This window comes from Fulvitalea axinellae (genome assembly GCF_036492835.1).
GTDB classification, from domain to species: Bacteria; Bacteroidota; Bacteroidia; order Cytophagales; family Cyclobacteriaceae; genus Fulvitalea; species Fulvitalea axinellae.
In genome coordinates this window covers 1,903,511-1,926,087 of record NZ_AP025314.1, presented here as the reverse complement: position 1 = coordinate 1,926,087, position 22,577 = coordinate 1,903,511, and the positions used below count along the sequence as shown (strand labels likewise).

At 45.6% G+C, this 22,577-nt stretch carries 17 protein-coding genes; 10 read left to right on the top strand and 7 right to left on the bottom strand.

Going from position 1 to position 22,577, the window contains the following annotated elements:
- Positions 1 to 12: 12 nt before the first annotated feature.
- Positions 13 to 639: a deoxynucleoside kinase gene (locus AABK39_RS07650; protein ID WP_338394332.1), complete on the top strand. Its 627-nt coding sequence runs from the start codon at positions 13 to 15 to the stop codon at positions 637 to 639.
- Positions 640 to 647: 8 nt separating this feature from the next.
- Positions 648 to 1,301, top strand: a complete 654-nt coding sequence (locus AABK39_RS07645) for a deoxynucleoside kinase (protein WP_338394331.1) — start codon at positions 648 to 650, stop codon at positions 1,299 to 1,301.
- Between the two features lie 88 nt (positions 1,302 to 1,389).
- Here AABK39_RS07645 and AABK39_RS07640 read toward each other — a convergent pair whose 3' ends face one another.
- Positions 1,390 to 6,114: a hypothetical protein gene (locus tag AABK39_RS07640; RefSeq protein WP_338394330.1), complete on the bottom strand. Its 4,725-nt coding sequence runs from the start codon at positions 6,112 to 6,114 to the stop codon at positions 1,390 to 1,392.
- A gap of 205 nt (positions 6,115 to 6,319) precedes the next feature.
- Between AABK39_RS07640 and AABK39_RS27710 the strand changes: the two genes are divergently transcribed.
- Both AABK39_RS27710 and AABK39_RS07635 read left to right on the top strand, forming a co-directional pair.
- Positions 6,320 to 6,574: a PID-CTERM protein-sorting domain-containing protein gene (locus tag AABK39_RS27710; protein ID WP_421825156.1), complete on the top strand. Its 255-nt coding sequence runs from the start codon at positions 6,320 to 6,322 to the stop codon at positions 6,572 to 6,574.
- A 229-nt stretch (positions 6,575 to 6,803) separates the two neighbouring features.
- Complete coding sequence (locus AABK39_RS07635) at positions 6,804 to 8,141, top strand: hypothetical protein (protein ID WP_338394329.1); 1,338 nt, start codon at positions 6,804 to 6,806, stop codon at positions 8,139 to 8,141.
- Here AABK39_RS07635 and AABK39_RS07630 read toward each other — a convergent pair.
- Both AABK39_RS07630 and AABK39_RS07625 read right to left on the bottom strand, forming a co-directional pair.
- Positions 8,129 to 8,920, bottom strand: coding sequence for a DUF481 domain-containing protein (locus AABK39_RS07630; protein ID WP_338394328.1), 792 nt, complete (start codon positions 8,918 to 8,920; stop codon positions 8,129 to 8,131). The two genes, AABK39_RS07635 and AABK39_RS07630, sit on opposite strands and share 13 nt — an antisense overlap.
- Positions 8,921 to 9,027: 107 nt before the next feature.
- Complete coding sequence (locus AABK39_RS07625; protein WP_338394327.1) at positions 9,028 to 9,378, bottom strand: 4Fe-4S dicluster domain-containing protein; 351 nt, start codon at positions 9,376 to 9,378, stop codon at positions 9,028 to 9,030.
- A gap of 295 nt (positions 9,379 to 9,673) precedes the next feature.
- On the opposite strand from AABK39_RS07625, the gene AABK39_RS07620 reads away from it, so the two are divergent.
- A complete protein-coding gene (locus tag AABK39_RS07620) occupies positions 9,674 to 10,690 on the top strand; it encodes an aldehyde dehydrogenase family protein (RefSeq protein WP_338394326.1) in 1,017 nt (338 codons plus the stop codon).
- A gap of 98 nt (positions 10,691 to 10,788) precedes the next feature.
- Here AABK39_RS07620 and AABK39_RS07615 read toward each other — a convergent pair whose 3' ends face one another.
- Complete coding sequence (locus AABK39_RS07615; RefSeq protein WP_338394325.1) at positions 10,789 to 12,141, bottom strand: S28 family serine protease; 1,353 nt, start codon at positions 12,139 to 12,141, stop codon at positions 10,789 to 10,791.
- 206 nt (positions 12,142 to 12,347) lie between these two features.
- Complete coding sequence (locus tag AABK39_RS07610) at positions 12,348 to 13,424, bottom strand: proline racemase family protein (RefSeq protein ID WP_338394324.1); 1,077 nt, start codon at positions 13,422 to 13,424, stop codon at positions 12,348 to 12,350.
- 264 nt (positions 13,425 to 13,688) lie between these two features.
- Between AABK39_RS07610 and AABK39_RS07605 the strand changes: the two genes are divergently transcribed.
- From AABK39_RS07605 to AABK39_RS07585, 5 genes are all read left to right on the top strand, one after another.
- Positions 13,689 to 15,596 carry a RecQ family ATP-dependent DNA helicase gene (locus tag AABK39_RS07605; protein WP_338394323.1) on the top strand — a complete coding sequence of 636 codons (1,908 nt, stop codon included), beginning with the start codon at positions 13,689 to 13,691 and terminating at the stop codon, positions 15,594 to 15,596.
- Between the two features lie 193 nt (positions 15,597 to 15,789).
- Complete coding sequence (locus tag AABK39_RS07600; RefSeq protein WP_338394322.1) at positions 15,790 to 16,344, top strand: DUF1097 domain-containing protein; 555 nt, start codon at positions 15,790 to 15,792, stop codon at positions 16,342 to 16,344.
- Between the two features lie 449 nt (positions 16,345 to 16,793).
- Entirely contained in the window at positions 16,794 to 17,051 is a 258-nt protein-coding gene (locus AABK39_RS07595) for a cyclic nucleotide-binding domain-containing protein (protein ID WP_338394321.1), read from the top strand.
- A gap of 88 nt (positions 17,052 to 17,139) precedes the next feature.
- Positions 17,140 to 17,967, top strand: coding sequence for a glutathione S-transferase family protein (locus AABK39_RS07590; protein ID WP_338394320.1), 828 nt, complete (start codon positions 17,140 to 17,142; stop codon positions 17,965 to 17,967).
- Positions 17,968 to 18,120: 153 nt separating this feature from the next.
- Positions 18,121 to 18,915 (top strand): glutathione S-transferase family protein, encoded by a 795-nt coding sequence (locus AABK39_RS07585; protein WP_338394319.1) that lies wholly within the window; start codon positions 18,121 to 18,123, stop codon positions 18,913 to 18,915.
- A gap of 91 nt (positions 18,916 to 19,006) precedes the next feature.
- Here AABK39_RS07585 and AABK39_RS07580 read toward each other — a convergent pair whose 3' ends face one another.
- Both AABK39_RS07580 and AABK39_RS07575 read right to left on the bottom strand, forming a co-directional pair.
- Entirely contained in the window at positions 19,007 to 20,950 is a 1,944-nt protein-coding gene (locus AABK39_RS07580; protein WP_338394318.1) for a discoidin domain-containing protein, read from the bottom strand.
- Positions 20,951 to 21,061: 111 nt separating this feature from the next.
- Complete coding sequence (locus AABK39_RS07575; protein ID WP_338394317.1) at positions 21,062 to 22,558, bottom strand: right-handed parallel beta-helix repeat-containing protein; 1,497 nt, start codon at positions 22,556 to 22,558, stop codon at positions 21,062 to 21,064.
- Positions 22,559 to 22,577: the final 19 nt, after the last annotated feature.

Below are 22,577 nucleotides of genomic sequence, written 5' to 3'. Positions count from 1 at the left end.
ATATTTTACAAGATGCATATTGCCGTAGCTGGAAATATCGGGTCTGGAAAAACCACCTTGACAAAGAAGCTGGCCGAACAATACGACTGGACGCCAAAGTTCGAGGATGTTGACAACAACCCGTACCTTAAAGATTTTTATGAGGATATGAACCGCTGGTCGTTCCACCTTCAGGTTTATTTCCTGAACAGCCGGTATTTGCAAATTCTCAACATAAGAGAGAACAACCACAACGTAATCCAAGACCGTACGATCTACGAAGACGCCTTCATCTTCGCCAAGAACCTCCACGACGGCGGACACATGTCGGCCCGCGATTACGAAAGCTATCTGGACCTTTTCAAAGGAATGAGCAAGTTCATCCAACCGCCAGACCTTTTGATCTACCTTAAGGCCGACGTACCGAAGCTTGTACAGCAGATATCGAAACGTGGCAGGGGATTTGAAAACTCGATCCGTATCGATTACCTCCAGAGTCTGAACGAACATTACAACGAGTGGATCGACAACTATGATTTGGGACGCTTGCTCGTTATCGACGTCAACGACATGGACTATGAGGCGAATCCCGCCGACTTCGCCAGTGTTGTGGATAAAGTAGAGCTGGAGCTAAACGGTCTGTTCAGCCCATTGAAATAGCCTCGCATATGTTGAAAAACTATAGAGCACACATTGCGGTAGCGGGTAATATCGGATCGGGGAAAACCACCCTTACCTCCATGCTCGCCAAACATTACGGTTGGGTTCCGGAGTTTGAGAATGTGGATGACAACCCGTATTTGCCGGACTTTTACGCTGATATGGAAAAATGGGCCTTCCATTTGGAAATATTTTTCCTCAAGAGCCGCTTCAACCAACTGATGCGGATAAAGGAAAGCGAAAAAGTGGCGGTCCAGGACAGAACGATTTACGAGGGTGCGCACATTTTCACCCAAAATCTGTACGACAGCGGGTTGCTTTCAGATACGGATTTCGATACGTACAATACGCTGTACGGCCTGATGAAGGAAATGATCCGCCCGCCGGAGTTGCTGATTTATCTTAAATCGGATATTCCGAAATTGGTTCGTCAGGTAGGAATACGCAATAGGGATTACGAAAGCGATATTCCCACAGGCTACCTGCAAGACCTGAACGAGCATTATGAGAAATGGATTTCGGAATATAAGGAAGGAAAGCTGTTAATCATTGACGTAAACGACCTTGATTACGAAAACCGTCCAGAGGATTTCGAATTCGTTTTGCAAAAAGTAGAAGACGCTTTAAGCGAAACGGCTTTAGAGTCTATCACGAAGAACTAACGTTGATTCTTCTCCAAAAAATAAAACACCCCGAATTCGGCCAAGACAGGCCTTTTCGGGGTGTTTTTCTTTTCAGCGATGCCGCTGATTATTTCGCCATAACTTTTCCGTTATATTCTGAGCCTCCGATTTTTATACGGTAAATATAAACTCCGACGCTCAAAGGCCATTTGGCTACAGTTTCCGCATTCAAAATGGCCGTGTGGCTCTCGCTATCCAACACTACTTCTCTTCTAGCCACCATCTTTCCACTACGGTCATAAAGCGAGATTTTAGCGGTTTGCCCTTTATGTCCCCAAATCCGGATTTTCAATTGTTCCTCAAACGGACTTGGACCAACAGCGACTCCTTTTTCCGGAAGCGGATCAGAAACGCTCAACAGGTCTGTGTTCAGTGACAGAACCGACAAATTCGAATCCGTAACCAAGGAAGGCATTGCCCCACTTTCAATCGACAAATCCAATTCCTCCTGGTTCTGCGCTCCATCGAATGTCAGAGTCACAAAAGCTTTCCCATAATTATACCCGACTTCCTTCTCGGTCCAAACAATGCCTAAGCGATTACTCTCGAATTTTTCGAAATTCAGGCTTCCTCCCCTATCGTTTTCCACTTTCTCCAAATTCGCATCTTTCCACGAAAAGGCCATCTGGGCGCCAGTCAGTTGCGCTTCGGAACCAAATGACAACTTGACTTTCAGTTTGCCATCTTCATCTATTAAAGTCTCTGCGATTTCTAGGCTCACATCGCCAGAACTCATTCTCGGTGATTTTCCATTTGGTATAACACCTTTCCGCAAAGCGACGAAACCAAGATCAACAGGAATGTTCCCCATCGTCATTTCGAAATTTTCTTCGACTCTGGAAAAATGGCCATCCTCAATCTTGGAAATTTCGCTTTCTGGGAAAATCATCCATCTGTTATCCTCCGGATCTTCAACTCCCAAGATGTCTTTGCGGATTTGAGCGATGTCCTTAGTCGAAACAATGTCATTCCCGTCCATATCGGCCGCAAACCTGTCAATAGGCTCACTCAGATACTTTACGCCCAGAACGTGCCTTCTAGCCAAAATAAGATCCAACACCGACGGACGAACCGACGTTTCCTTAACTTCACCTTCGACTCGGACAACCTCGCCTTCCAACGGTTCCAACTCGAAATCACCCGATCCGGAAACCACTCCTTCGCCCACACCCGAAATCGACCATTTCCAATCAATCGTTTCGGGAGAATACCCCCCGACCACAGAGACTTTGCCTTTCACCAATACGATCGGCTTGAGAATCAAACCCAGATTTTCGAAACTAACAGGCGCCTCCGATTTCTCATCGCTCACCAACGCCAAACCATGACCTTTCGCCTTCGTGACATGTATATCAGTGATACCAGAGGAGTTTTTAGCTATTCGGAAATCGATCACCATTAACGTGTCATTTTCCTTAAGCGTCATCCCTTTTTCTTTTTTTGAAGACCATTCAAATTCAAGATTTCCTTCTTGAACCTTTGACTCGTCAAGCGTGAAGTTTCCTGAAATTTTCTTTGATATTTTCTTAAACTCCAGAGTCGATATATCCCAAGAAAGACCAAGTTCGAAGTCAGTCATCTTCTTGAAGTCACGCACCAAAACCGGGACATTAACCAAACGCCCTTGGCCTCCGAAGAGTCCTTTTGCGCCCCGCACCAAGACCTTGTTCATTACAGATTTATTCCCAAGCCTGACAGAAAAACGATCGGTGGCTTTGGACTCTGGATGATCTTCTTCCACCTCAAATTCATAAGAATCCGTTTTCAACAGGTTTATGGTCTTTTCGGCGTATTTATCTTCCAGAAAGATCTTCCGGCTGTTCTTGAACTTCCGGGCTTCGTTGAACAGCAACTTATGCTTCCCGCTCTTTTTGGCCGAAAAACTCAAATTGATCAGGGTGTCGGCTTCAGGAAATGGTTGGCTTGAAAATCTGGCGTTGACTTTCTTATCCAAATTACCATCCCTACCTGTGCTTTTGACTCTCGCCGCCAGATAGACATCCTGCCCACCAAGCTGGAAAATGTCCTCATTCAGCCCAAAATCCGATTTACTTTCGTCAGAAAAATCGAGCGCAATGGGCGAGAATTGTTCTCCTTTTTCCAATGTCATTGCAATCCCTTCGAAATTGCCGTCGGGTTTAGGCGCATCGACTGCTTTTCTGTACAACGGCCGATCATGAACCTTGACTTTTGCGCTTTCCTTAAACACAAAGTCGTGCTGAGTGCCCGAACCACCACTGTTATTAAATATGAAAAAAGCTTGGCCGGGAGCTATATTCAGGTCCGTATCAATTAGCCTTCCCGAATTAGTGTAGTTTGTTATTTTAAGTGAATTGGTCCCCGAACCATTATTTGTCACCAAGAAACGGTAGCGTGAATTTTGGGAGTCCCAAACATAGGCTTTATTATCCCAAAGCTCCCCATTGTTATCCTGAAGATTCAGCAGTTCATTCCAGGAAATCGGACACGGATATGGATTCGACATCAAATTGTACCCATACGTATAAGGTGATGCCGAGTACTGTGTAGAAATCGAAATGTCACCTTTAGGCAAGGTTCCTTTTTCCGTAAAGGAAATTGTTCCATTTTCAATGGCGGAACTGTACATATAAACAGCGTATCCGATACCGGAAAGAATCTCTCCGTTAATGTTCGTTTGGGGAATCCAGTAAACCGACGTATTGTCCCCTTCCCTATAGTCGCCGTATTTCTCCTCATCAAAAGTCTTCACGCTACTGACGCCAGAGCCAGGATTCATATATATCCCGAAAGAATTGGCCCAGTCCATAAAACTCATGTTAGAGACAGTTGCGCCAAACCGCATCCAACCAGCGCTACGACTGTCTCCCGGCTGTCCAATATACCGGTCGACTTTTATGTCGCCGTCAAGACTTACGTCTGCGGGTGCCGTAATTGCGGGGATTATCGCATAACCGTTTTCATCCGCATAGAGCCTAAGCTTATCATTGGTGACAATCTTCCCCTTCTCTAGCTTTAGCATTTTTGTCACTATAAAATTATCAGACAAAGTGAGCGTATTAATCGTGTCTGACTTATTCAACGTTACGTACGGGATCACATGCTTTCCGCTAATAACCTGCGCCACTCCTTGAGTAAAATTCACTGACCCGCTTTCTCCATCCGACTCTATAGTTCCGCTATTGCCCTGCCAATTTGACCTTAACTCCAATGCGTTTGAACCCAGATCAAAGTTTGAATTGGAATCTGTCGTGAGCGTTCCCAATACCGTAACATCCGCTCCAATAGAGATTTTCCCCGCCGTTTTTTCCACCGTCACTCCATTAAGCGTCAAGGCCGACTGTGTAGTCTGATCGGATGTACCGGCGAAAACTATGTCACTGGAGCTGACTGTGGTAGATCCACCAATCCAGTTTCCAAGTAACTTTAATGTCCCCGACCAACCAGCCGTACCGCTAGTCGACAGGCTTGTGTTTACATTAAGCGTAGCCAGACTAAGGGTTCCTCCCGTTTTTGCCAATTCGAGACTCGGAACAGTGCTCAATCCTGTCAGGTTTTGGTTGGAACTGCCTGACAACTTTAGCGTTCCACTCCCTATTGACGTCGGGCCTGACCATACCCCTTCTAACCCTAAAGTACCAGTCCAATCAAACGCGCCTGTTCCGGATAGCTCATCGGCAACCGTAACATTCGAAAACGACAAACTTCCGCCTGTTTTCTCAAGACTTAGCTTCGGAACAGAGGTTACATTTTGTATCGACTGATTACTCGCTCCCGAGAGTTTTACCTCTCCGCCACTGATTGTAACATTTCCTCCGGTCCAATTTCCTTTTAAATCCAAAACGCCCGTTATGCTCTGACTCCCTGAGGTTGTCAAAGTCCCATTAACCGGCGTTTCAGACGTAAAATTCACACTCTCTCCTATTTTTGTCAGCGTGAGATCATGTAGCCCCGCAACATTCTGAAGTTCTTGGACTTCCCCTTCCGATAACTCGACAGTTCCGCTAGTCACTTCAGCGCCACCAGAGACCCAATTCTGACTAAGCTTCATTTTATTCGGAGACAAAGTGAAGTTAACGTTTGAGTTAGTCTTCAACTCTTTACGTATTCTTATATCTCCATCCAAAGCGACAGTAACAGGACTAACCGGGAAAATTCTCAGGTTGTCATAATCACCGTTAAAGCTATTGCTAGTATCCGACGACCTGTTACGGGGTTTCGGAAGAATTGTGTTCTCTTCTGGGTGTAATTCCACAACGGACACATGGTCCCATAAACGCAATTCTTCCAAAATCACTTGCCCATCTTGGGTGAAATCAGTCGTTTTGAAAGTCGATTCATTAAGAACTACCACAACCACATTGGAATCAAACCCACTTGCGGGCAGATTCTCGATTTCTATCCCTTCCTTAACCTCAAAAACAATATGCCCGCCCGGATCACCCAACCAATCACGGTTCCTGACTTGCAATCTCACCCTATAACTTTGGGAGGCGTTCTTCATCTGAACAATGATCTTCTTACAAGCATAATCGCCACTTATCCTGATATTTTTCTGGTGATCATTCCTAAAAACTACGACATCATTTTCATTGGGAATTCTACCTGCCGCTGATCCATCCAAATAAACCCATTTTGATTGATCGTCCCATGTGGCTCCCGCACTTGCAGGTCCATTCCAATAAAGTGTTTCTCCAGCGCCCTGCGCAATAGACACAGCAGGCAAAACAATCACAAGCAAAAGGACTCCGGCACAGGCACGAGACATGAAAACGACAACAGTAGAAAAGAGGAAACGGAAATAATTATTCATGATCCTATCTATTTAACAGGCTCGAAATATTATTCTATGAGACAAGGGCAGACACACAAATTTAGTCAAAAAACACAACCAGATGGACGCTGGCGTCTACTCCGAGAGCTAGACCAAACAATTCCCATGTAATAAATGGCATAAAAACATTTGACAATAAAAAATTCAATCCATTTATCTTTGGTTTATAAGAATCAAATACCACATGATCATGAGCTGTAATTGGAAAAAAACACTTCTTATCCCTTTTATATTGTCAATTTCCCTGTTTTTATACACCCCAATACACGCACAGGGCCCTGAGGGCGATGAAGACAGTCAACTTGCGGAAGGCAATGGCCCCGCTCCCCCCGACCCAAACCATCAAGCACAAAACGTCCCTATAGATGGCGGTGTCACTCTTTTGATTGGAGCGGGGATAGGACTTGGCGTAAGAAAATTCATAAAAAAGAAAGATTGACAACAAAAAAACTGATCTTTCTCAAAAACAAAAGCGCTTAAGAAATTAACAAAGGCGTGTTTATTCTCACACTTGGCGCCAGCCCCGCGCCGAGACTAACCTTCTGTTTTTTACTGGAAGACTTCACGATCACCTCTTTCCCATAAAATTTCGACATCCCGGAGCGATTGATGCTACCGTTAAACCGGATTCAACTTCCGTCAACCATAACTAAGCACGGCTACTGTCCATGCCGATATCGCTACAAAAAGCCACTGGCCCGCAACGTAAACAATTACGGACCAACACTTCAAACTCTGGTAAATCCGCAACGCCCCCATCCGTTCTGCCCATACAAAGGTCCGTTGGATTTGAGATTGAGGTTGAAGGAGCCTTGTTGTACCGAAATATTGAGCAGGCCTACGAAAGTGAAGATCCCAGCTTTTTGGACGTTAACGAATTTTCCGTGCCGGCTATCCGTGAAAAAGAGAGAATTTTTGAGGGTGACGGCTTCTATGCCCAAGCCGATTCCCTCGACTTCAACATCCCGTATCTAGAGTTTGCGACCGAACCTTTCGAAGATAGTTATGAAGGTTTTCAAAGGATGAAAACTGTCATCGGAAAACTGATGGAATTGGTTGGAGAAGCCGAAAAAGCTAAAAATCCTTACGACCCATATATTCCGCTCAAAAAACTCGAACTTTTCGGAAACATTCCAAGGCATCACGCTGAAACCATCATTGAATTACCCTCGGGGATCCCTAAAGGCTTTGTCCAAGCGACTGCCGGAATACGTCCGGAAAGGTTACCCGAACTTTTGGAAGACCTTTCTACCGCAAGCGAATCGGAGCCGGACGGCTTACGGGAACGCAGAGAATTTGGCCGATTCAAAATGATGAGACTGAATGACGGCAGAACCGGAAAACCAAGAGATGTCCAATGGGCCAGTACGCTGAGACGATCTATCGACACCAACAAAGGTTTCGCCCGAGAGCATCATTTAGGAGAAAGCGCAAGGGGCTTTCTCTCTCTTGTGGATTTTTACCTGCGGCTCGGCAAATTCGGTGCTCCGAAATACCCGAAAAGCTTTACGCCCTTATTAGCCCGAACGGATTTCGCTACAATGTTTTCACTTTTGCCGGAACATGAGCGCAAGGCTATTGCCGACCATCATTTATTTGAGCAGACTCCTTTCGCCTCCGAATTTCCTTACGACGCCCCCTTTTTCGAAGGTGGTGTTTACCACAACAAAACCAGGCCACATAGACAGATTATGAAAAGCCTCAGCAGGGGAAAGTGGCTTGACGGAATCGCTTCTGGAACGGATTATCTGACCGCCCAAAATTTCCCGAACCGATTGCGGGCATACAAACTGCATTCTATGGGCGCTCTCGGGAAAACGACCGATTTAGTGGAAGGCCAAAAAGCCCCTATTCTTGAGCTCCGAAACATCAATCAACAGGAGCCTTTTACATTTTGGCTTTATGTGGCGGAGGAAATCTTCCGATATATTTACGCACTGAACAGGGGTATCGACAAAAAATACGGAGAGCCATTCCCTATCCCGAACAGTGATCAGAAATTATAAGTCACTCCATTGGTAAAGGTATAGTTGGTTTTATCTATTGGTACCACCGGCGATTCGTCATACCAAACGGTTATTTGGGCGGTAAACGCCAGTTTTGAGGTTATTTTCAGATTCAAATTACCCTCGCCACTAAGCCTCGGATTTCCCAAGCGCTCGAATGGGGCTTGATAATAAGCAACTAAATTCGTAAAAAGACCTTTGCCCATATCCCACCGGAAACTAATGTAGGTATTGTTTTTCCACCAATACGTCCTTTCCTTGAACTCGTCCCCGTTTTCGGAATTACCGTCCATATCCCATTTCCACGCCTCCACTTCATACATAAAACCTGAAGCCACAAATAAAGAAACCTCCGAACTTTCCCACAAACGCAACCGCGCATTACTTCCCGACAAATACCGAGCGTCCATACCTTTCACTCCATCATATTGCGCTTGTCCAAACAGTTCGAGGGACACTCTTTTCTCTTTGAAGAAATTAGCCCTCACGTGTCCATAACCATTACTGGCCAGATCATCCCCGTCGCCACGAAGAAAATCGAAATCTCCAATCAAAATATAATTATGCCTTTCTCCGATATACGCCAAATGAGCAGAAAGGAACAGGTTCAGCGTAGTCACCTGTCTATCCGCAAAGGTAAAGGCTCCAGAGGCATTACCAAGCCATATACCCGTACTATCACCGTCAATCCGCTCCTTTTCCATATTCAGAACCTGGCCATTGACAAACAAAGAGCAACAAGTCAGAAACGTTATTAGAATTATCTTCAGTTTAAACATTCTTCAAAATTAAGTAACCGTAATGACCGACACAAACGCCGAAAGTATAGGCCAAAAAAAACAGGCCCGAAAGCCTGCTATATAAAATACCTCTAAAATTCGAAACCTTAACCTTCCGGATGAAGCCAATCTTTCTTAGCCAAAAGTTCATCCTCTTCTTCTTGGTAGTCCGGATCGTCAACACAACAATCCACGGGACACACCGCTGCGCACTGGGGCTCTTCGTGAAAACCGATACATTCGGTACACTTGCCAGGAACAATATAGTAGAACTCGTCCGAAACAGGCTCTTGGTCCTCTCCGGCGGAAACTACAGTACCGTCCTCAAGCTCTACCTCCTGCAGTGCCGTGCCATCGCTCCAATTCCATTCTACTCCGCCTTCGTAAATAGCGGTGTTTGGGCATTCCGGTTCACAGGCACCGCAGTTGATGCATTCGTCCGTAATGATGATTGCCATTCTCGTAAAATTTTTTTCTAATCGTTTACCAATTACACGATTGGGAGGCAAAAATAATAAAAATCAACCAAAACCAATCCGGCTCTTACTATTTATAATCCATAAAAATAAAATCGTTAAAGCCCCAACAAACCCGTTTCCCGGCTCAGCGAGCTTCAAAAAACGTTTTTTCAATCTTCCGAATACCTTACCTTTACGTTTCGGTATAAGGGAAAACCAGAACACCCCCTAAAGGAGTCTATAAATATGATTCCGAAATCGAAACGCATAAACACAACGACCCAACAAGCGACCAATGAGCCTGAATATAGAAAGGAAAATAGAGGCCTTCGCCAAATTAGGTGACAAACTGGGCCACCTTAAAGAGCACGAATTCGAACTGATGGCGCAAGGCGCCGAAGCCAGAAACAACTGGTTTGACAGGCAAAACGTCAAAGCCGCTATCCTCGGGCTGGCCCATATGCTCCGTAAGGACAAGCTGGAAAAATGGCTTTCCAACTACCCGGAATTAAATCAGGAAAAAGAGGCCAAAACCATCGGGGTTGTGATGGCCGGCAACATCCCCGCTGTCGGTTTCCACGATTTCATGTGCGTGCTTCTCTCCCCGCACCGCCTTTTGGCCAAACTCAGCGGACAGGATTCTTTCCTTTTGAAAATCATAGCCGAATACCTTACCGAAATCGAACCCGCTTTCCGCGACAGGTTCGAGTTTGTGGAAAGGCTTAACGGCTCGGAGGCCTATATCGCCACGGGGAGCGATAATACCGCGCGTTACTTCAGCTATTATTTCTCGAAGCATCCGCATATCATTCGCCCAAACAAATCGTCTTGCGCCGTTTTGGACGGAAACGAATCTGACGAAGATTTGGAAAAACTCGGCGAAGACATTTTCCGTTTCTACGGACTCGGTTGCCGAAACGTCTCAAAGCTTTTCGTACCCGAAGATTACAGCTTCCAGCATTTCTTGGACCTCCTTAGCGAACGCTACAAAAACATCACGCACAACCACAAGTACTCCAATAATTACGATTACAACAAATCGATTTATCTGGTAAACAGAATCCCGCATCTCGACACCGGATTCCTGCTTGTAGCCGAAGACAAAGCGTTGATCTCCCCTATCTCCGCCTTATTTTACGAGCGTTACTCCGACGCAAAAGACCTTGAGGCGAAAATCGGGGCGCATAAAGAAAAAATCCAATGCGTGGTAGGCAAAGGCGAAAGCCGAATCCCCTTCGGAATGGCCCAACACCCCGAACCTTGGGACTACGCCGACGGAATAGACACGATGGAATTCCTTTTGAAATTATAACAAAGAAGCCCGCCGAAATTCGGCGGGCTTTAGTTTGATCGCACGTTTGCGACCTTCTCCTAAACCAAAACACAAACGGCAAACATAGACCGTATTTTTTATTGCAATACCTTCAGCTTTTCCTTGTTCTCCTCAGGTATTTCAAATCCTAACCAAGACTCTAAAGTGGCGTAAATCTTACGCTTGTCATCTTCGGAAAAATGTTTGATGCGTGTAGCGTGCGTCGCTTTCGGATTCACCATCTTCACGGCGTTGGTCTTCGAATCCGTAAGATCAATCGCGCAGGCGCTCCAAGTATCGTAACCGCCGTAGATATACAGCATATTCGATCCGTTTTTCATCAACCAGTCGTGCAGGTCTCTCATTTTGGCCGGGTTATGCACCAAAGAAGCTTTCTGCGGAGCGAACACCTGATTGTTCGGATTCTCGTAAGTCAATAAATCCTCAAGCCCGTCGGTACGGTAGCCGTAATAGCCAAGCTGGGTCGAGAACTGGTAGAACGATGGCAATCCGCTTTTGAAACCGCCGTCATCGTACCAAGAGAATGGAACCGTCTTTCTCAAATGCGTAAAGAGCGTCTCCGCATCGGCGCCCGGCTCAGGGATTTTCTCACAACCGGTATTTCCCCACTGCCAAAAAGCGAATGGATATTCCAAAGCGGCGTAATCGAGCGCTCCGGCCAATCCGAGAGAATCGAATCCGTAACCGCGCTTTTTGCCGTAAGCCTCAAGCAACGGAAGAACTTCCTTCTTGTGTTCGAGCAGTTCGCGCTGAAATCTCGCAACATTCGCCCTGCACTCCTCAGAACCTACGCTATCGATAAATTCATAAATCCGGGAATCTTCCTGAGCGAAAACCAAAGGCGCCACGTAAGGAACCGAAAGGTCAACGTCTTCCGGATAAAAACGACGGTGAATCATCGTTGTCTGACCGCCTTTGCTAATACCCGTACTGATCCATTTTCCCTGATCATAGATCGATTTCACGGCTTGGATAATCTTGTGCTGATCCGTCGCCGCCTGCTCTATGGTAAGGTAACTCCAATCAATACTGTCCGGCGCCGAATCTTTAAAGAATCGGTGTTCGATAGTCAGCTGGTTCGCATTAAGCAATGTACTCAGCTCGCCGGCTTTGGCCGTCCATATATTGTAACCCTGAAGCTCCACCACCGTCGGACGGTCATAGCCCATATGGCCCAACAAAACCCTTTGACGGAAAGTCCCAGCAGCGGTGTCCTTATGGTCAAACGGTTGCTCAAAATACATTTCGTAATATTCCCCATAGAGGGAATCGGCATCCATGGCTTTTACCGACACTACGCCCGGCAAAGCGGACAAAGCCTCGCTAAGGTTTTCGGGAACGGCTTTTTCCTGCGTCTTTGGCTGGCAGGCCCACACCGCCAATGCCAACAAAAAAGCCGAAACCAGACCGAAACGGTTAGTGATTCTCATGTTCATAAAAATTTTTTATCCGTAAAATCATCAGCTAAAAACAGAACCATTCAGGATAGTACAGAGTAAAGAGTCCGGAGTAAAGCGACTGTACGCTGTTGGGTTGGAAGCTTTAACCATTCATGACTAAATCAAAATTGTCCTGTTTTTGAATTCCATTATTGTAAAATAATGAATCTTCTTCCAAATTGGGAACGGTTGACTGTTTACCTAAAGATAAATCCGTCGGCCAGTTCGTCATCCGGGTCGATGTAGAACTTATTCTTGCCGGTTATTCTGGCGTTGCCCGTCACTTCGGGAATTATCGCGTCATAACCGCCGAACGCTCCCGTTCCGGCCACTCTCACAACCATCTCCGAACCAAGAATACTTTCGATAATGGCGGGTTCGTCTTCACCCAACTCACCTTTTGCGTGATGAATCGCGGCGCGTCCGCTCACTCCTGTTCCCGTTGGCGAACGGTCCACTTCACCTTCGGCAAAAACGCAGACATTTCGGCTGTGATTGCCCTCTTTGCGGGCAGAGCCTACGAAAATCGTCCCGTACAAGAAGCTCAAATCTTCCTCAAACGGATGTTTGATTTCGAAATTCTCCATAACCGCATACTTAATTCTGCGGCCATAATCGATCAACTGGTCATAATCCGATTCGTCAAGCGTAAGGCCCAAAGGCTCAGCGTCGACGTAAGCGTAAAACGCTCCGCCATATCCCAGATCGAATTTAACTTTCCCGATTCCGGGCACATCCACTTCAGCGTCGCGCAAAGGCATAAATGACGGCACATTCAAAAAGGACACGTTTTTAACTTTTCCTTTTTCATCAAAAGTAGCCCTAGCCTTCACCTTTCCAGCCGGCACGTTTATAATAATTTCGGGATTTTCGTCGGTCTTGGCTATCATTCCTGTATCCAATGCCAACGTGACCAACGCGATAATGGCGTGCCCGCACATACTGCTATAGCCTTCATTATGAAGAAAAAAGGTTCCAAAATCGGCGTCGTCGGTTGTCGGTTCCGTGATTACGGCTCCGTACATGTCAGCGTGACCGCGAGGCTCCCACATCAATGCCGTACGCAGGTGATCCAGATTATCCCGGAAATATCTTCTTTTCTCCAGAATAGAATCTCCCGGAATCTCGGGCACTCCTCCGGTGTAAACCCTCAACGGCTCACCGCCCGTATGAAGATCAATGGTTTCGATTGTCGTCCAATCCTTGGGGGGTTCCCACGACCAGCCCTCCAAAAGGCCCGGCACATTAGTTGAAGATTGGCTTATAGCTGACATAATATTTGGTTTTAGTTTGAATGGGGACGTGGCTTTACAACCACGTCCTTTTTTGTTGCACCGGGGGGTATTACCGACCACTTCCCGTTCAGAGCACAATAGACAAAAAGCCGAGAGCTTCATCAAGCGAAATTTCACCCAATACCAATACTATTTTTTCCCAAAAGCTTTATTTGGGGATTAAAAGCGGAATGGAGCCCCCACATTCCGGGATAAAAATCTCGGAATGCCTATTTTTACCTTGTCCAAAAAATCAGGAACCGGATGAGCCAACCGCTAGAAATACTGAATAAATATTGGGGTTTCCAGACCTTCCGTCCAATGCAAGACGAAATTGTCGATTCCGTTCTTGCGGGCCACGACACGCTTGCGCTTTTGCCAACAGGCGGAGGAAAATCGGTTTGTTTTCAAGTTCCGGCACTTTGCAAAGAAGGTTTGTGCTTGGTTGTCTCTCCACTTATCGCGCTGATGCGGGACCAAGTTGAGCAACTTCGGGCAAAAGGCATCAGAGCCGAAGCGCTTTATTCGGGAATGTCGCGCCGGCAAATCGACACTATCTTGGACAACTGTCGCTTCGGGGACGTAAAGTTCCTTTATGTTTCGCCCGAACGGCTGAAGACGGAACTTTTTCTGGCCCGGAGCGAGGATATGAACATTAGCCTTTTGGCTATAGACGAAGCTCACTGTATCAGCCAATGGGGTTACGACTTTAGGCCTCCTTATTTGGAAATCGCCGAATTCAGGCAACGCCTGCCGGAAGGTGTTCCAGTTATTGCGCTTACGGCTACGGCCACTGAAGAAGTCCAGTCCGATATTATGGAAAGGCTGGAATTCCGCGGTAAAAACGCATTCCGAAAGAGCTTCGCAAGAGACAATCTCTCCTACTCCGTCCGGGTTACGGACGATAAGGAGGGCAAGCTTGTCGAAATTCTCAAGAAAGTTCCCGGAACGGCTGTGGTATATGCCCGAACCAGAAAAAGGTGCCAAGACATTGCTCAATGGCTTCGACGTCAGGGCATTCAGGCTGACTATTACCACGCCGGCCTGCATCCCGACTCTAGAGCGACGAAGCAGGAAGATTGGATCAAAAACCGTTGCCGTGTAATAGTGGCCACCAACGCCTTCGGTATGGGAATTGACAAACCGGACGTACGCGTAGTGGCGCATCTGGATATTCCTGACACGCCGGAAGCGTATTACCAAGAAGCGGGGCGGGCTGGCCGTGACGGAAAGAAAGCCTTCGCCGTAATTATTATCGATGAGAACGATCCTAAAAAAGCCATTGAACGGATAGAAAAGAACTTCCCGACACTGAACGAAATGCGCCACGTATACCAATGCTTGGCCAACCATTACAAACTGGCCATAGGTAGCGGAGAATTCAATTCTTTCGATTTCGATTTGCCGAATTTCTCGAAAAAATATGGACTCAATCCCCTACTGGCTTATAATTCAGTAAAGAAACTGGCGGAGGAAGGTTATTTCGAACTTTCGGAGAGTTTTCACGAACCTTCCAAAGTCAATATAAAAGTCGATAACCGGCGCTTGTACGAATTCCGGCTCTTCTCTTCGGATTACGACGCCATTATCCAAGCCTTGTTACGCTTCTACGGAGGTGAATTGTTCGGCAATTACAAAAGAATTTCGGAAAGCAATTTGGCGACAGCCTTGGAAACCTCACCGGACACGGTAGCCAAAATCTTGCGTACTCTCCAACAAATGGAAATCCTCGATTATGACGAGCGCAAAGATATGCCGCAACTAACTTATCTCGAATCAAGGCATAACGCCAGCAATCTCCCGATAGACGTAAAGCGCTATGAGGAGCGGAAAGAACTTATAATCGGGAAGGCGCAAGCGATGGCCGATTACACAACCAACGACAAGGAATGCAGAACAAGGCAATTGTTGGCGTATTTCGGAGAGGAATATGAGCGCTGTGGCGTATGCGATGTTTGCGTAAGCGAAAAAAAAATATCGACAGAAAAACTGAAGCAGATTCGCCATGACATTCTTCTGTTATTGCGCTCCGGCCAAAGAGAAGCCAAAAACCTACATGACGCCTTGCCTACTTCGGTCGATATAGCAACGTTCGCTGAAATAGTAAGGGAAATGGCTGAAGATGGCCAAGTTCGGTTGGAAGACGGAATGGTAACGGCTATGGGAAAATGAAAAAAATCTTTACGAACAGGATTTATAGCGCCCGGCAAAAACCGGGCATTTTTAGCTTAAATTTCTATTTTGAAACTTAATTTCGTATTTGATTTTTGTTTATTTTTAAGAACAGATCGGCAAGCGGGCAAGCCATAAAAGAATCGCATTATATATCCCTCTTCCGATGATTTTTCACAGACAAATTTTTATTATGAGTTTCAAGAAATTTATCATTATTCCTATTATTGTTGCCTCACTAGCTTTCACCATCCAAATCGTTGACCAATTACTCCACGCGTCTGTTCCTCCATTGGGCAACAGTGGTTTCGGTTGGATCGCATTCCAATCTTGGGCACTTTATTTTGTTGCGGGAGGAACTGTAAATGGCGGCATAAAGACATTTCTGAGTTATCTCGTCGGTATTGGAGCCTCCATCGCCATAATGATCATCGGAAAATCCGCCGGCGACGGTTTGGGGTTTTTCGCTTTTCCCTTCGCTGTCGGTTTGGTAGTTGTGCCTTGCATGTGTCTGGAACGCACAAAATGGCTTGACTTTATTCCCGCTATCTTCGTCGCCTCCGGCGCTTTCTTTGCGTTTATGAATTACATTCCGGGAGCCGATTACACCGGCGCGGCCATAACCGAAACGCTTTACGCTTTGATCGGTATCATTTACGGTTTTGTCACCGTAACGCTGAGAACAGCTTACGAGAAAAAGGCGACTTCAAACAAAGAAATCGAGACCGAAAAGGAAACTCTCGTTTAGCATAAATTGCCTTGCCACGTATCCAAGTCCAGCGTTTTTTCCAAGCGCTGGACTATTCGTTCCCTTTTGTATATTCTTTTTCACATTACAGAACCTCTGGCCCGATACCTCCAGAAAAGTATATCTTTGTACTTATCAAAAGAATCATCATCCAGAGATATTATGCCCCCTTTCCAACCGGACGTCCGAAAAATTTGGGAATACATTTTCAGTTCTTCTGAAGAAAAGGAGTTTGAACAAGGGGAGATTATCGCCGCGCCCGGTTCCACCTGTCGGGAAATCTACCTTATCAAAAGCGGTTTTGTCCAAATTTTTTCATCACGGACAAAGGGCAGGACGTAACCATTTACTTCGCCAATGAAGGTCAAGTTGTCACACTGGGCGCCAGCTTCCTACGCCAGCAAGCGTCCCGTTACGGTATACAGGCAATCGAAAAAACAAAAGCCCTGATGCTCGATTATCACACGTTTGACAACCTCAGAAATTCCTCAGATTGGCCTTCCAGAATATTTGAGGATTTTATGTGCGAAACCGCGGTACTATTGGCCGACCGGACAATAGAGTTCCAAACGTTGACGGCTAAAGAACGATACGACTCGCTCGTCGCCAGATATCCAGACATTTTTCAACGGGCACAACTCGGACACATCGCCACTTATTTGGGAATTACGCTACAAAGCCTAAGCCGTATACGTGCGCAAAAATAGCCTTCTCCTTCACTTTTTACCATTTGGTAAACGCTTTGACTTCACTAAACTCTTCTTTTGCCAAAATAAGCCAAAGGAATAGCAAAAGATGAAGACAACTAAGAAACAACCCATAATCCTACACCGCTCACTGGGATCACCATACGCCCGCAAGATTCAGACAATGCTTGCCCACACAGGCCAAGAGTACTTGTCAGTCATCGCTTCGAAAGGAGTGCCTAGACCTATTCAAGAAAAACTAGTTGGAGGATATTCCCGCAGGATTCCCATACTACAAATCGGATCGGACATTTACTGCGACACAAAATTGATAAGCTCTGAAATCGCAAAGCAGACGAACCGTCCCGAATTGGATCCTCTCCAACAAAGTGTCGATGACAAAATGCTGATGGAAAAAATCGACACCCAACATTTTGTCGAAATGGTGATGACAATGAGCGCATGGGAATTTATCCGTTGTTCATTTAGCCTTATGCCTCCACAACACGCTTGCAAGCTAATCACTGACCGAGCGAAACTGGCGAAAAAAATAAAAGACAAAAAGCCTGATGTAGCCACAAAAATCAAGTATAACCATTCCTTAAAAAGCTTTTTCTCTGAAATAGAAAACCAATTGGGTAAGCGTCCATTTCTGGGGAAAAATGAATCACCGACGGCATTGGACTTTACCGCTTACACTACCCTTTGGTACGGTCATAAACTTAACGGGCTTAAACAAGCTTCAAAAACAAAAAACATTACCGATTGGCTTTACAGGATGGACGCTTACGGCACAGGGAAAACGACCGAAATAGGCGGTAATACAGCTTTGGATATTGCGAAAAACACAAAGCCCAGACCTATTCCCGAAAATATGAAAAGTTCGCCCAAAGTAGGAAAACCGTTTTCTTTCAAACCTACGGACGGACTTTCCTAACCCGATTATAAAATTGAAGGCGTATTGGCAGGAGTGGATACCGAAAAATTCATCATAAGCAGGCAAACACCCGAAACGGGAACGGTAAACGTCCATATTCCAAAAAAATGTCACGGTGCCTGCGGTTAATGGGTTTCCAAAAAAAGAAATATCATGGCTAGAATAAAACAAACGGACAAAGACCTACTGGAACTGAAAGGCTTACATCTTTATCATCACCAAGGGTCAAACTGCGCCGCCCGGATTCGGATGGCTCTGGAAGAAAAAGGATTGAAATGGACCGGCCACAGCATCAACCTTGTTACCTGCGAACATCTAAAGCCCGAATATTTGCGGATCAATCCCGAATCTTGTGTGCCCGCGTTGATTCATAACGGATTTTCAATCACGGGATCGGAAGATATTCTCCGTTATTTGGAAGAGACGTATCCCGAACCGTCGCTGTGCACCGGAACCGAAAAGGAAAAAGCGGAGATTTGGCGATGGGTTGACGAAGCTGCGCATTCTCACTTGGACACTACGGTCTCGTTTCTTTACGCACATAAGATGGGAAGACCATGTGCCAAAAAGCACCTTCCTATCTATGAAAAAATCAACCCCGAGAGAGCCCGATTTATAAAGGAACGAGGGTATAATATGTCCGAAAAACAAAGGCTAGAAGCGATAGCCCACAACCATAAGATGTTCCAAAAGCTAGAAGACAACTTGAGCAGAAAGGCTTACTTAGCGGGCGATGAATTTTCGTTGGCGGATATAGCTTGGGGAATGAACATCATACTTCTTGAGAACTTCGGTTTCAACTTTTCGGAATACCCTAAAGTAAACGAATGGTCGCAAAAAATCAGGCAACGGCCAGCCTATAACGATAAAGTAAGAATTCCCAAATTTCCTCAATGGCTAATCTATTGTATGTTTAAGATCAAACGGTTTTTATACAGAACTGTCTAGGAGAAAAAAGCCCCGGGAATACCGGGGCCGATCTTTTTCGCGCCGTTTGCGCGATGAACCTATTTGCCTATGGTTGTCTTTTATTCGCAGTTTATTCTTCAGCGACTACTTCTTCATCAATATCAGAATAACGATACAATTCCAGCTCTGCCAAATTCGATTGATTAAGCGTTGTATTTCCGTTACGGGCCATTTTGCTAATTTCCAACTTCACGAACCTGCCTTCTTTGAAAGTATGGAAATGAAGGTCTTTCCATTCTCCGCTATAAGCACCTCCGTTATAATCGTATTCCGCAACAGGCTCTCCCCAATTTTCACCATCGGCACTCACATACACTTTCGCCAGCTCAATATGGTCCGGATATTGGCTCGATTGACGAGGCAAAAACCTCATCCCCGCCATCTTCTCCGACTCTTTCATATCGATAACCACATTATGCGGGAAAGGCGGGATCTCACCGGAATAAATCGTATGCCAGAAGTTGTTTTCGATTCCGTCAAACAAGTTTGTTTCAGGATAAGATGGAGTCGTGGAGGCTTGAGGAGGCAATTCGAAATTGGCGGGGTCAATCTTTTCTTTTCCGAACGTTCCCGGAATTGTCAAATTTGCTATATCCACCCCTATTCCTTGGCTCTTGATATGATCAAACAGTTCCGCTGCATTTTCCTCATTATCAACCCACGCCCAAAAGACATTATTTGGATTTGGCCTTAAGCCTAGGGGAATATCCGCATTAAGCTTTGTGAAAATATCCGCTACACTCTTTCCCGTTTTTTCTTCAAGCGATTGCAAAACAGCCAACATTTTTCCTCTTACCAAATCTTGAGAAAAATCGCCCAAGGCATCTTCGCTTAAGGTAATCGGATCGTAAGCTTGAAAATCAGGGTGCATTTTGGCTTTGTCGATCAAAGGCTGAATAAAACGGTCTTTCGCTTCGGAAACTCCCTGCTCTTCAGCAAACTCAACAGCCGTATAAAAAGCCAACGCGTCTGAGAAGAGAGGATCTATTTTATAATTCGTCAGCCAATGATAAGCTGCTTTGGCAGTAGAAACCTTCAGTCCGTCAGCGGGAGACTCATATCCATAATAAGCTCCCAATACAACCTCACCGCCATTTAGTTCGGCCATATTATCGCCAACCACCAAACGCATGTTCAAGTCTTGACTTCCATCTTCCAGACCCGTGATTGCTTTTACTCCGTCCAAAACGGCTTCGTAACTTTCCTTAACGGCGGGCAACATATCTTTCACATATACATTGGACCGGTAAAAAGCGTTATCCTCTTTCAGGGAAACCGGGACATCCGAAACATTGGTAAAGTTGGAAGCCGTAAGCCCGGGCATTTCCTTGGCCACCTCAGACATCAACTGTTTATAGAAAGCGATATTTCCGTCATCTTTTCCTGAGAAAATATCGATACCGGAAGCCAACACGAAATTAGTCCCGTCCCTTTTCACCGCTATTACGGGCTTTCCGTTGGCGCTTACCAAAGTTTCCCAATCACTCGCCTCAGCCAGGTCAAGATAAAAACCGGCGTTTGAAGCCGATACGGAACCACCTTTTTCCACAGACAGATCGCCTACAGGTCCCGGCAAGAAACCAAAACCGAAGCTTTTGCCCAGTTGATTTAGGTTTTCCAGAGACGAACCGTCTTCCATTGCGAAAAAGCAGATCGGTTTATTCTCCGAAAACTCCGTCATCCGAGCTTGATCCGCATCAGAGTACGCTTGGCCGTTTTGGGTGTTCAGGAATACGTTCCAGATATTTTTGCCCAACTCGTCGCTTTGGCCCGCTATGGGAAAAGAAACCGTATGATACTGCGAATTCGCCGTATCCAAAAATGAGATAAAGCCGTCGGCCTTACCGAAGAGCTCTCCGTTCCAATATTGCGAAACATCATTAAGCACATGCAAAACGGGCATATTAAAGTTGTCGTCTCCCGGCGCTTCAAAGACGGTCTCGTCCTCGTTACAGCCAGAGAAAAGCAAGGCGCCAAGGCCCAATGCCCAAAATGATCGATATAATTTTTTCATATGTGAATCTTCAAAAGTCAAAAAACCGCCAGACCAACCTGCCCTCGTCATTAGCCAGACATCGGACCTTTCACACACTCGGCCCGGCGATTATTACAATTAATGATTGGGTTAAATCGGACAGGCGCCGTGGCCTTTACCCTTTACGAAGGTATCTTTCTGCTCTATTACATTGCCATCACCCAAAAATTCTGGACAACCAGATCCATTTTCAGAATAATGTGATGGTCCTTCTTTTGCTTTGTTATCGACCCAGATACAATTTCTGAAAATCGGATTCGGTCCCTTAGTACTTAAAAGCACTCCACCTCTTCCCGTATTGATAGCTTCATTATTTCGGAAGATACATTCGTTAAAAACGGTCCCGTCAGAACCACTAAAAGTAACTCCAACTCCTCCTCCATTATACCCCATATTGTTTTCGAAAATACAATTATCAAAACGAGTAGCTCCGTTTTGAATCCAAATGGCGGCCGCCCAATTCCCTTTATTGTGTCTGAACACACAATTTCTAACTTGAGGGGATCCTTGAGTGCAATAAAAAGCGGAAGCGTTGTAATTTTTAACATCTCCGTACTGTATAACCAAACCATCTATAATTGACTGCTCCAACTTATGGCCATACTGACTAACAAAAATTCTAGCCAAAGGGCTCTCAACACCCTCTTCTCCCCCAACCATTGTCAAGTGAGTCATTGGGTCACGCTCTTCAAGAGTTGATTCCGTTCCTTTAAAACCGCCATATAAGTCATAGCCTTTTTTCATCGGAATATTAAACTCTTTATAAAGCCCTTCCGCAATCCAGAGTTGCACTCCAGGGTCAACTTTAGAAATTGCAGTATTGATACTGGTAAAAGCGTCTTCCCAAGATGATCCGTCTCCATTACCACTTGCATCAATATCAACATAAGCTTGAGTGTTAGTTGTAAAGTATAAGGTATCACTTACCGACGCCCCTAACTCGTTAAGGCCTACCATCGTAAAAGCATACTCTACACCAGGACTAAGACCCTTAACCGTTCCGCTGGCATTATCTCCTTCAACAACCGCGGCAGTTGATTTCTCTTTGCCTACGGTTCCACGTTCCCAAACATAAAAGCTGAATGTCGTTTGGGAACTTTTTCCGTCGGAAAGGATCATTCCGGTCAAAGTCGCTTTACCGTAATCCTTATATGTGATCCCTTTATTCTGAACGCTTGGCAATGTCACGCCCGGCGCTACGGTTGTCTTCAGGTTCAGGATATCTCCTTCTTCCTTGATCTCCGAATCTTCTGCATAAACTGTAAACGCATACTCCGTGTAGGAATTAAGCCCGCTAACTTTTGCGGTGATCGTCTTTGTGGTTTTGTCATAAGTCGCCTCCACTTCTTTACGGCTACCCAAGTTCCCTTGGACCCAGTAATAGAATCCCGCTTTTTGTATTTCGGTCTTTCCTTCCGAAATAATCTTAGCGTTTAGCGTTGCGCTATGCTCGGTAACGTCAGCGGCTATGTCAGTGGCCACTTCCAAAAACTTTTCTTCCAAGACCTCACCTTCGTTATCGCTATCGCCACAACCTGCGAAAGCTAGAAAAAGGCCCGCACACAGGAAATAGATAATTTTTTTCATTTGATTAACATTTATGGTC

Coding starts and splice junctions, on each gene's coding strand:
- AABK39_RS07650 (WP_338394332.1), top strand. CDS start 13: ATGCATATTGCCGTAGCTGGAAATATCGGGTCTGGAAAAACCACCTTG.
- AABK39_RS07645 (WP_338394331.1), top strand. CDS start 648: ATGTTGAAAAACTATAGAGCACACATTGCGGTAGCGGGTAATATCGGA.
- AABK39_RS07640 (WP_338394330.1), bottom strand. CDS start 6,114: ATGAATAATTATTTCCGTTTCCTCTTTTCTACTGTTGTCGTTTTCATG.
- AABK39_RS27710 (WP_421825156.1), top strand. CDS start 6,320: ATGATCATGAGCTGTAATTGGAAAAAAACACTTCTTATCCCTTTTATA.
- AABK39_RS07635 (WP_338394329.1), top strand. CDS start 6,804: ATGCCGATATCGCTACAAAAAGCCACTGGCCCGCAACGTAAACAATTA.
- AABK39_RS07630 (WP_338394328.1), bottom strand. CDS start 8,920: ATGTTTAAACTGAAGATAATTCTAATAACGTTTCTGACTTGTTGCTCT.
- AABK39_RS07625 (WP_338394327.1), bottom strand. CDS start 9,378: ATGGCAATCATCATTACGGACGAATGCATCAACTGCGGTGCCTGTGAA.
- AABK39_RS07620 (WP_338394326.1), top strand. CDS start 9,674: ATGAGCCTGAATATAGAAAGGAAAATAGAGGCCTTCGCCAAATTAGGT.
- AABK39_RS07615 (WP_338394325.1), bottom strand. CDS start 12,141: ATGAGAATCACTAACCGTTTCGGTCTGGTTTCGGCTTTTTTGTTGGCA.
- AABK39_RS07610 (WP_338394324.1), bottom strand. CDS start 13,424: ATGTCAGCTATAAGCCAATCTTCAACTAATGTGCCGGGCCTTTTGGAG.
- AABK39_RS07605 (WP_338394323.1), top strand. CDS start 13,689: ATGAGCCAACCGCTAGAAATACTGAATAAATATTGGGGTTTCCAGACC.
- AABK39_RS07600 (WP_338394322.1), top strand. CDS start 15,790: ATGAGTTTCAAGAAATTTATCATTATTCCTATTATTGTTGCCTCACTA.
- AABK39_RS07595 (WP_338394321.1), top strand. CDS start 16,794: ATGCTCGATTATCACACGTTTGACAACCTCAGAAATTCCTCAGATTGG.
- AABK39_RS07590 (WP_338394320.1), top strand. CDS start 17,140: ATGAAGACAACTAAGAAACAACCCATAATCCTACACCGCTCACTGGGA.
- AABK39_RS07585 (WP_338394319.1), top strand. CDS start 18,121: ATGGCTAGAATAAAACAAACGGACAAAGACCTACTGGAACTGAAAGGC.
- AABK39_RS07580 (WP_338394318.1), bottom strand. CDS start 20,950: ATGAAAAAATTATATCGATCATTTTGGGCATTGGGCCTTGGCGCCTTG.
- AABK39_RS07575 (WP_338394317.1), bottom strand. CDS start 22,558: ATGAAAAAAATTATCTATTTCCTGTGTGCGGGCCTTTTTCTAGCTTTC.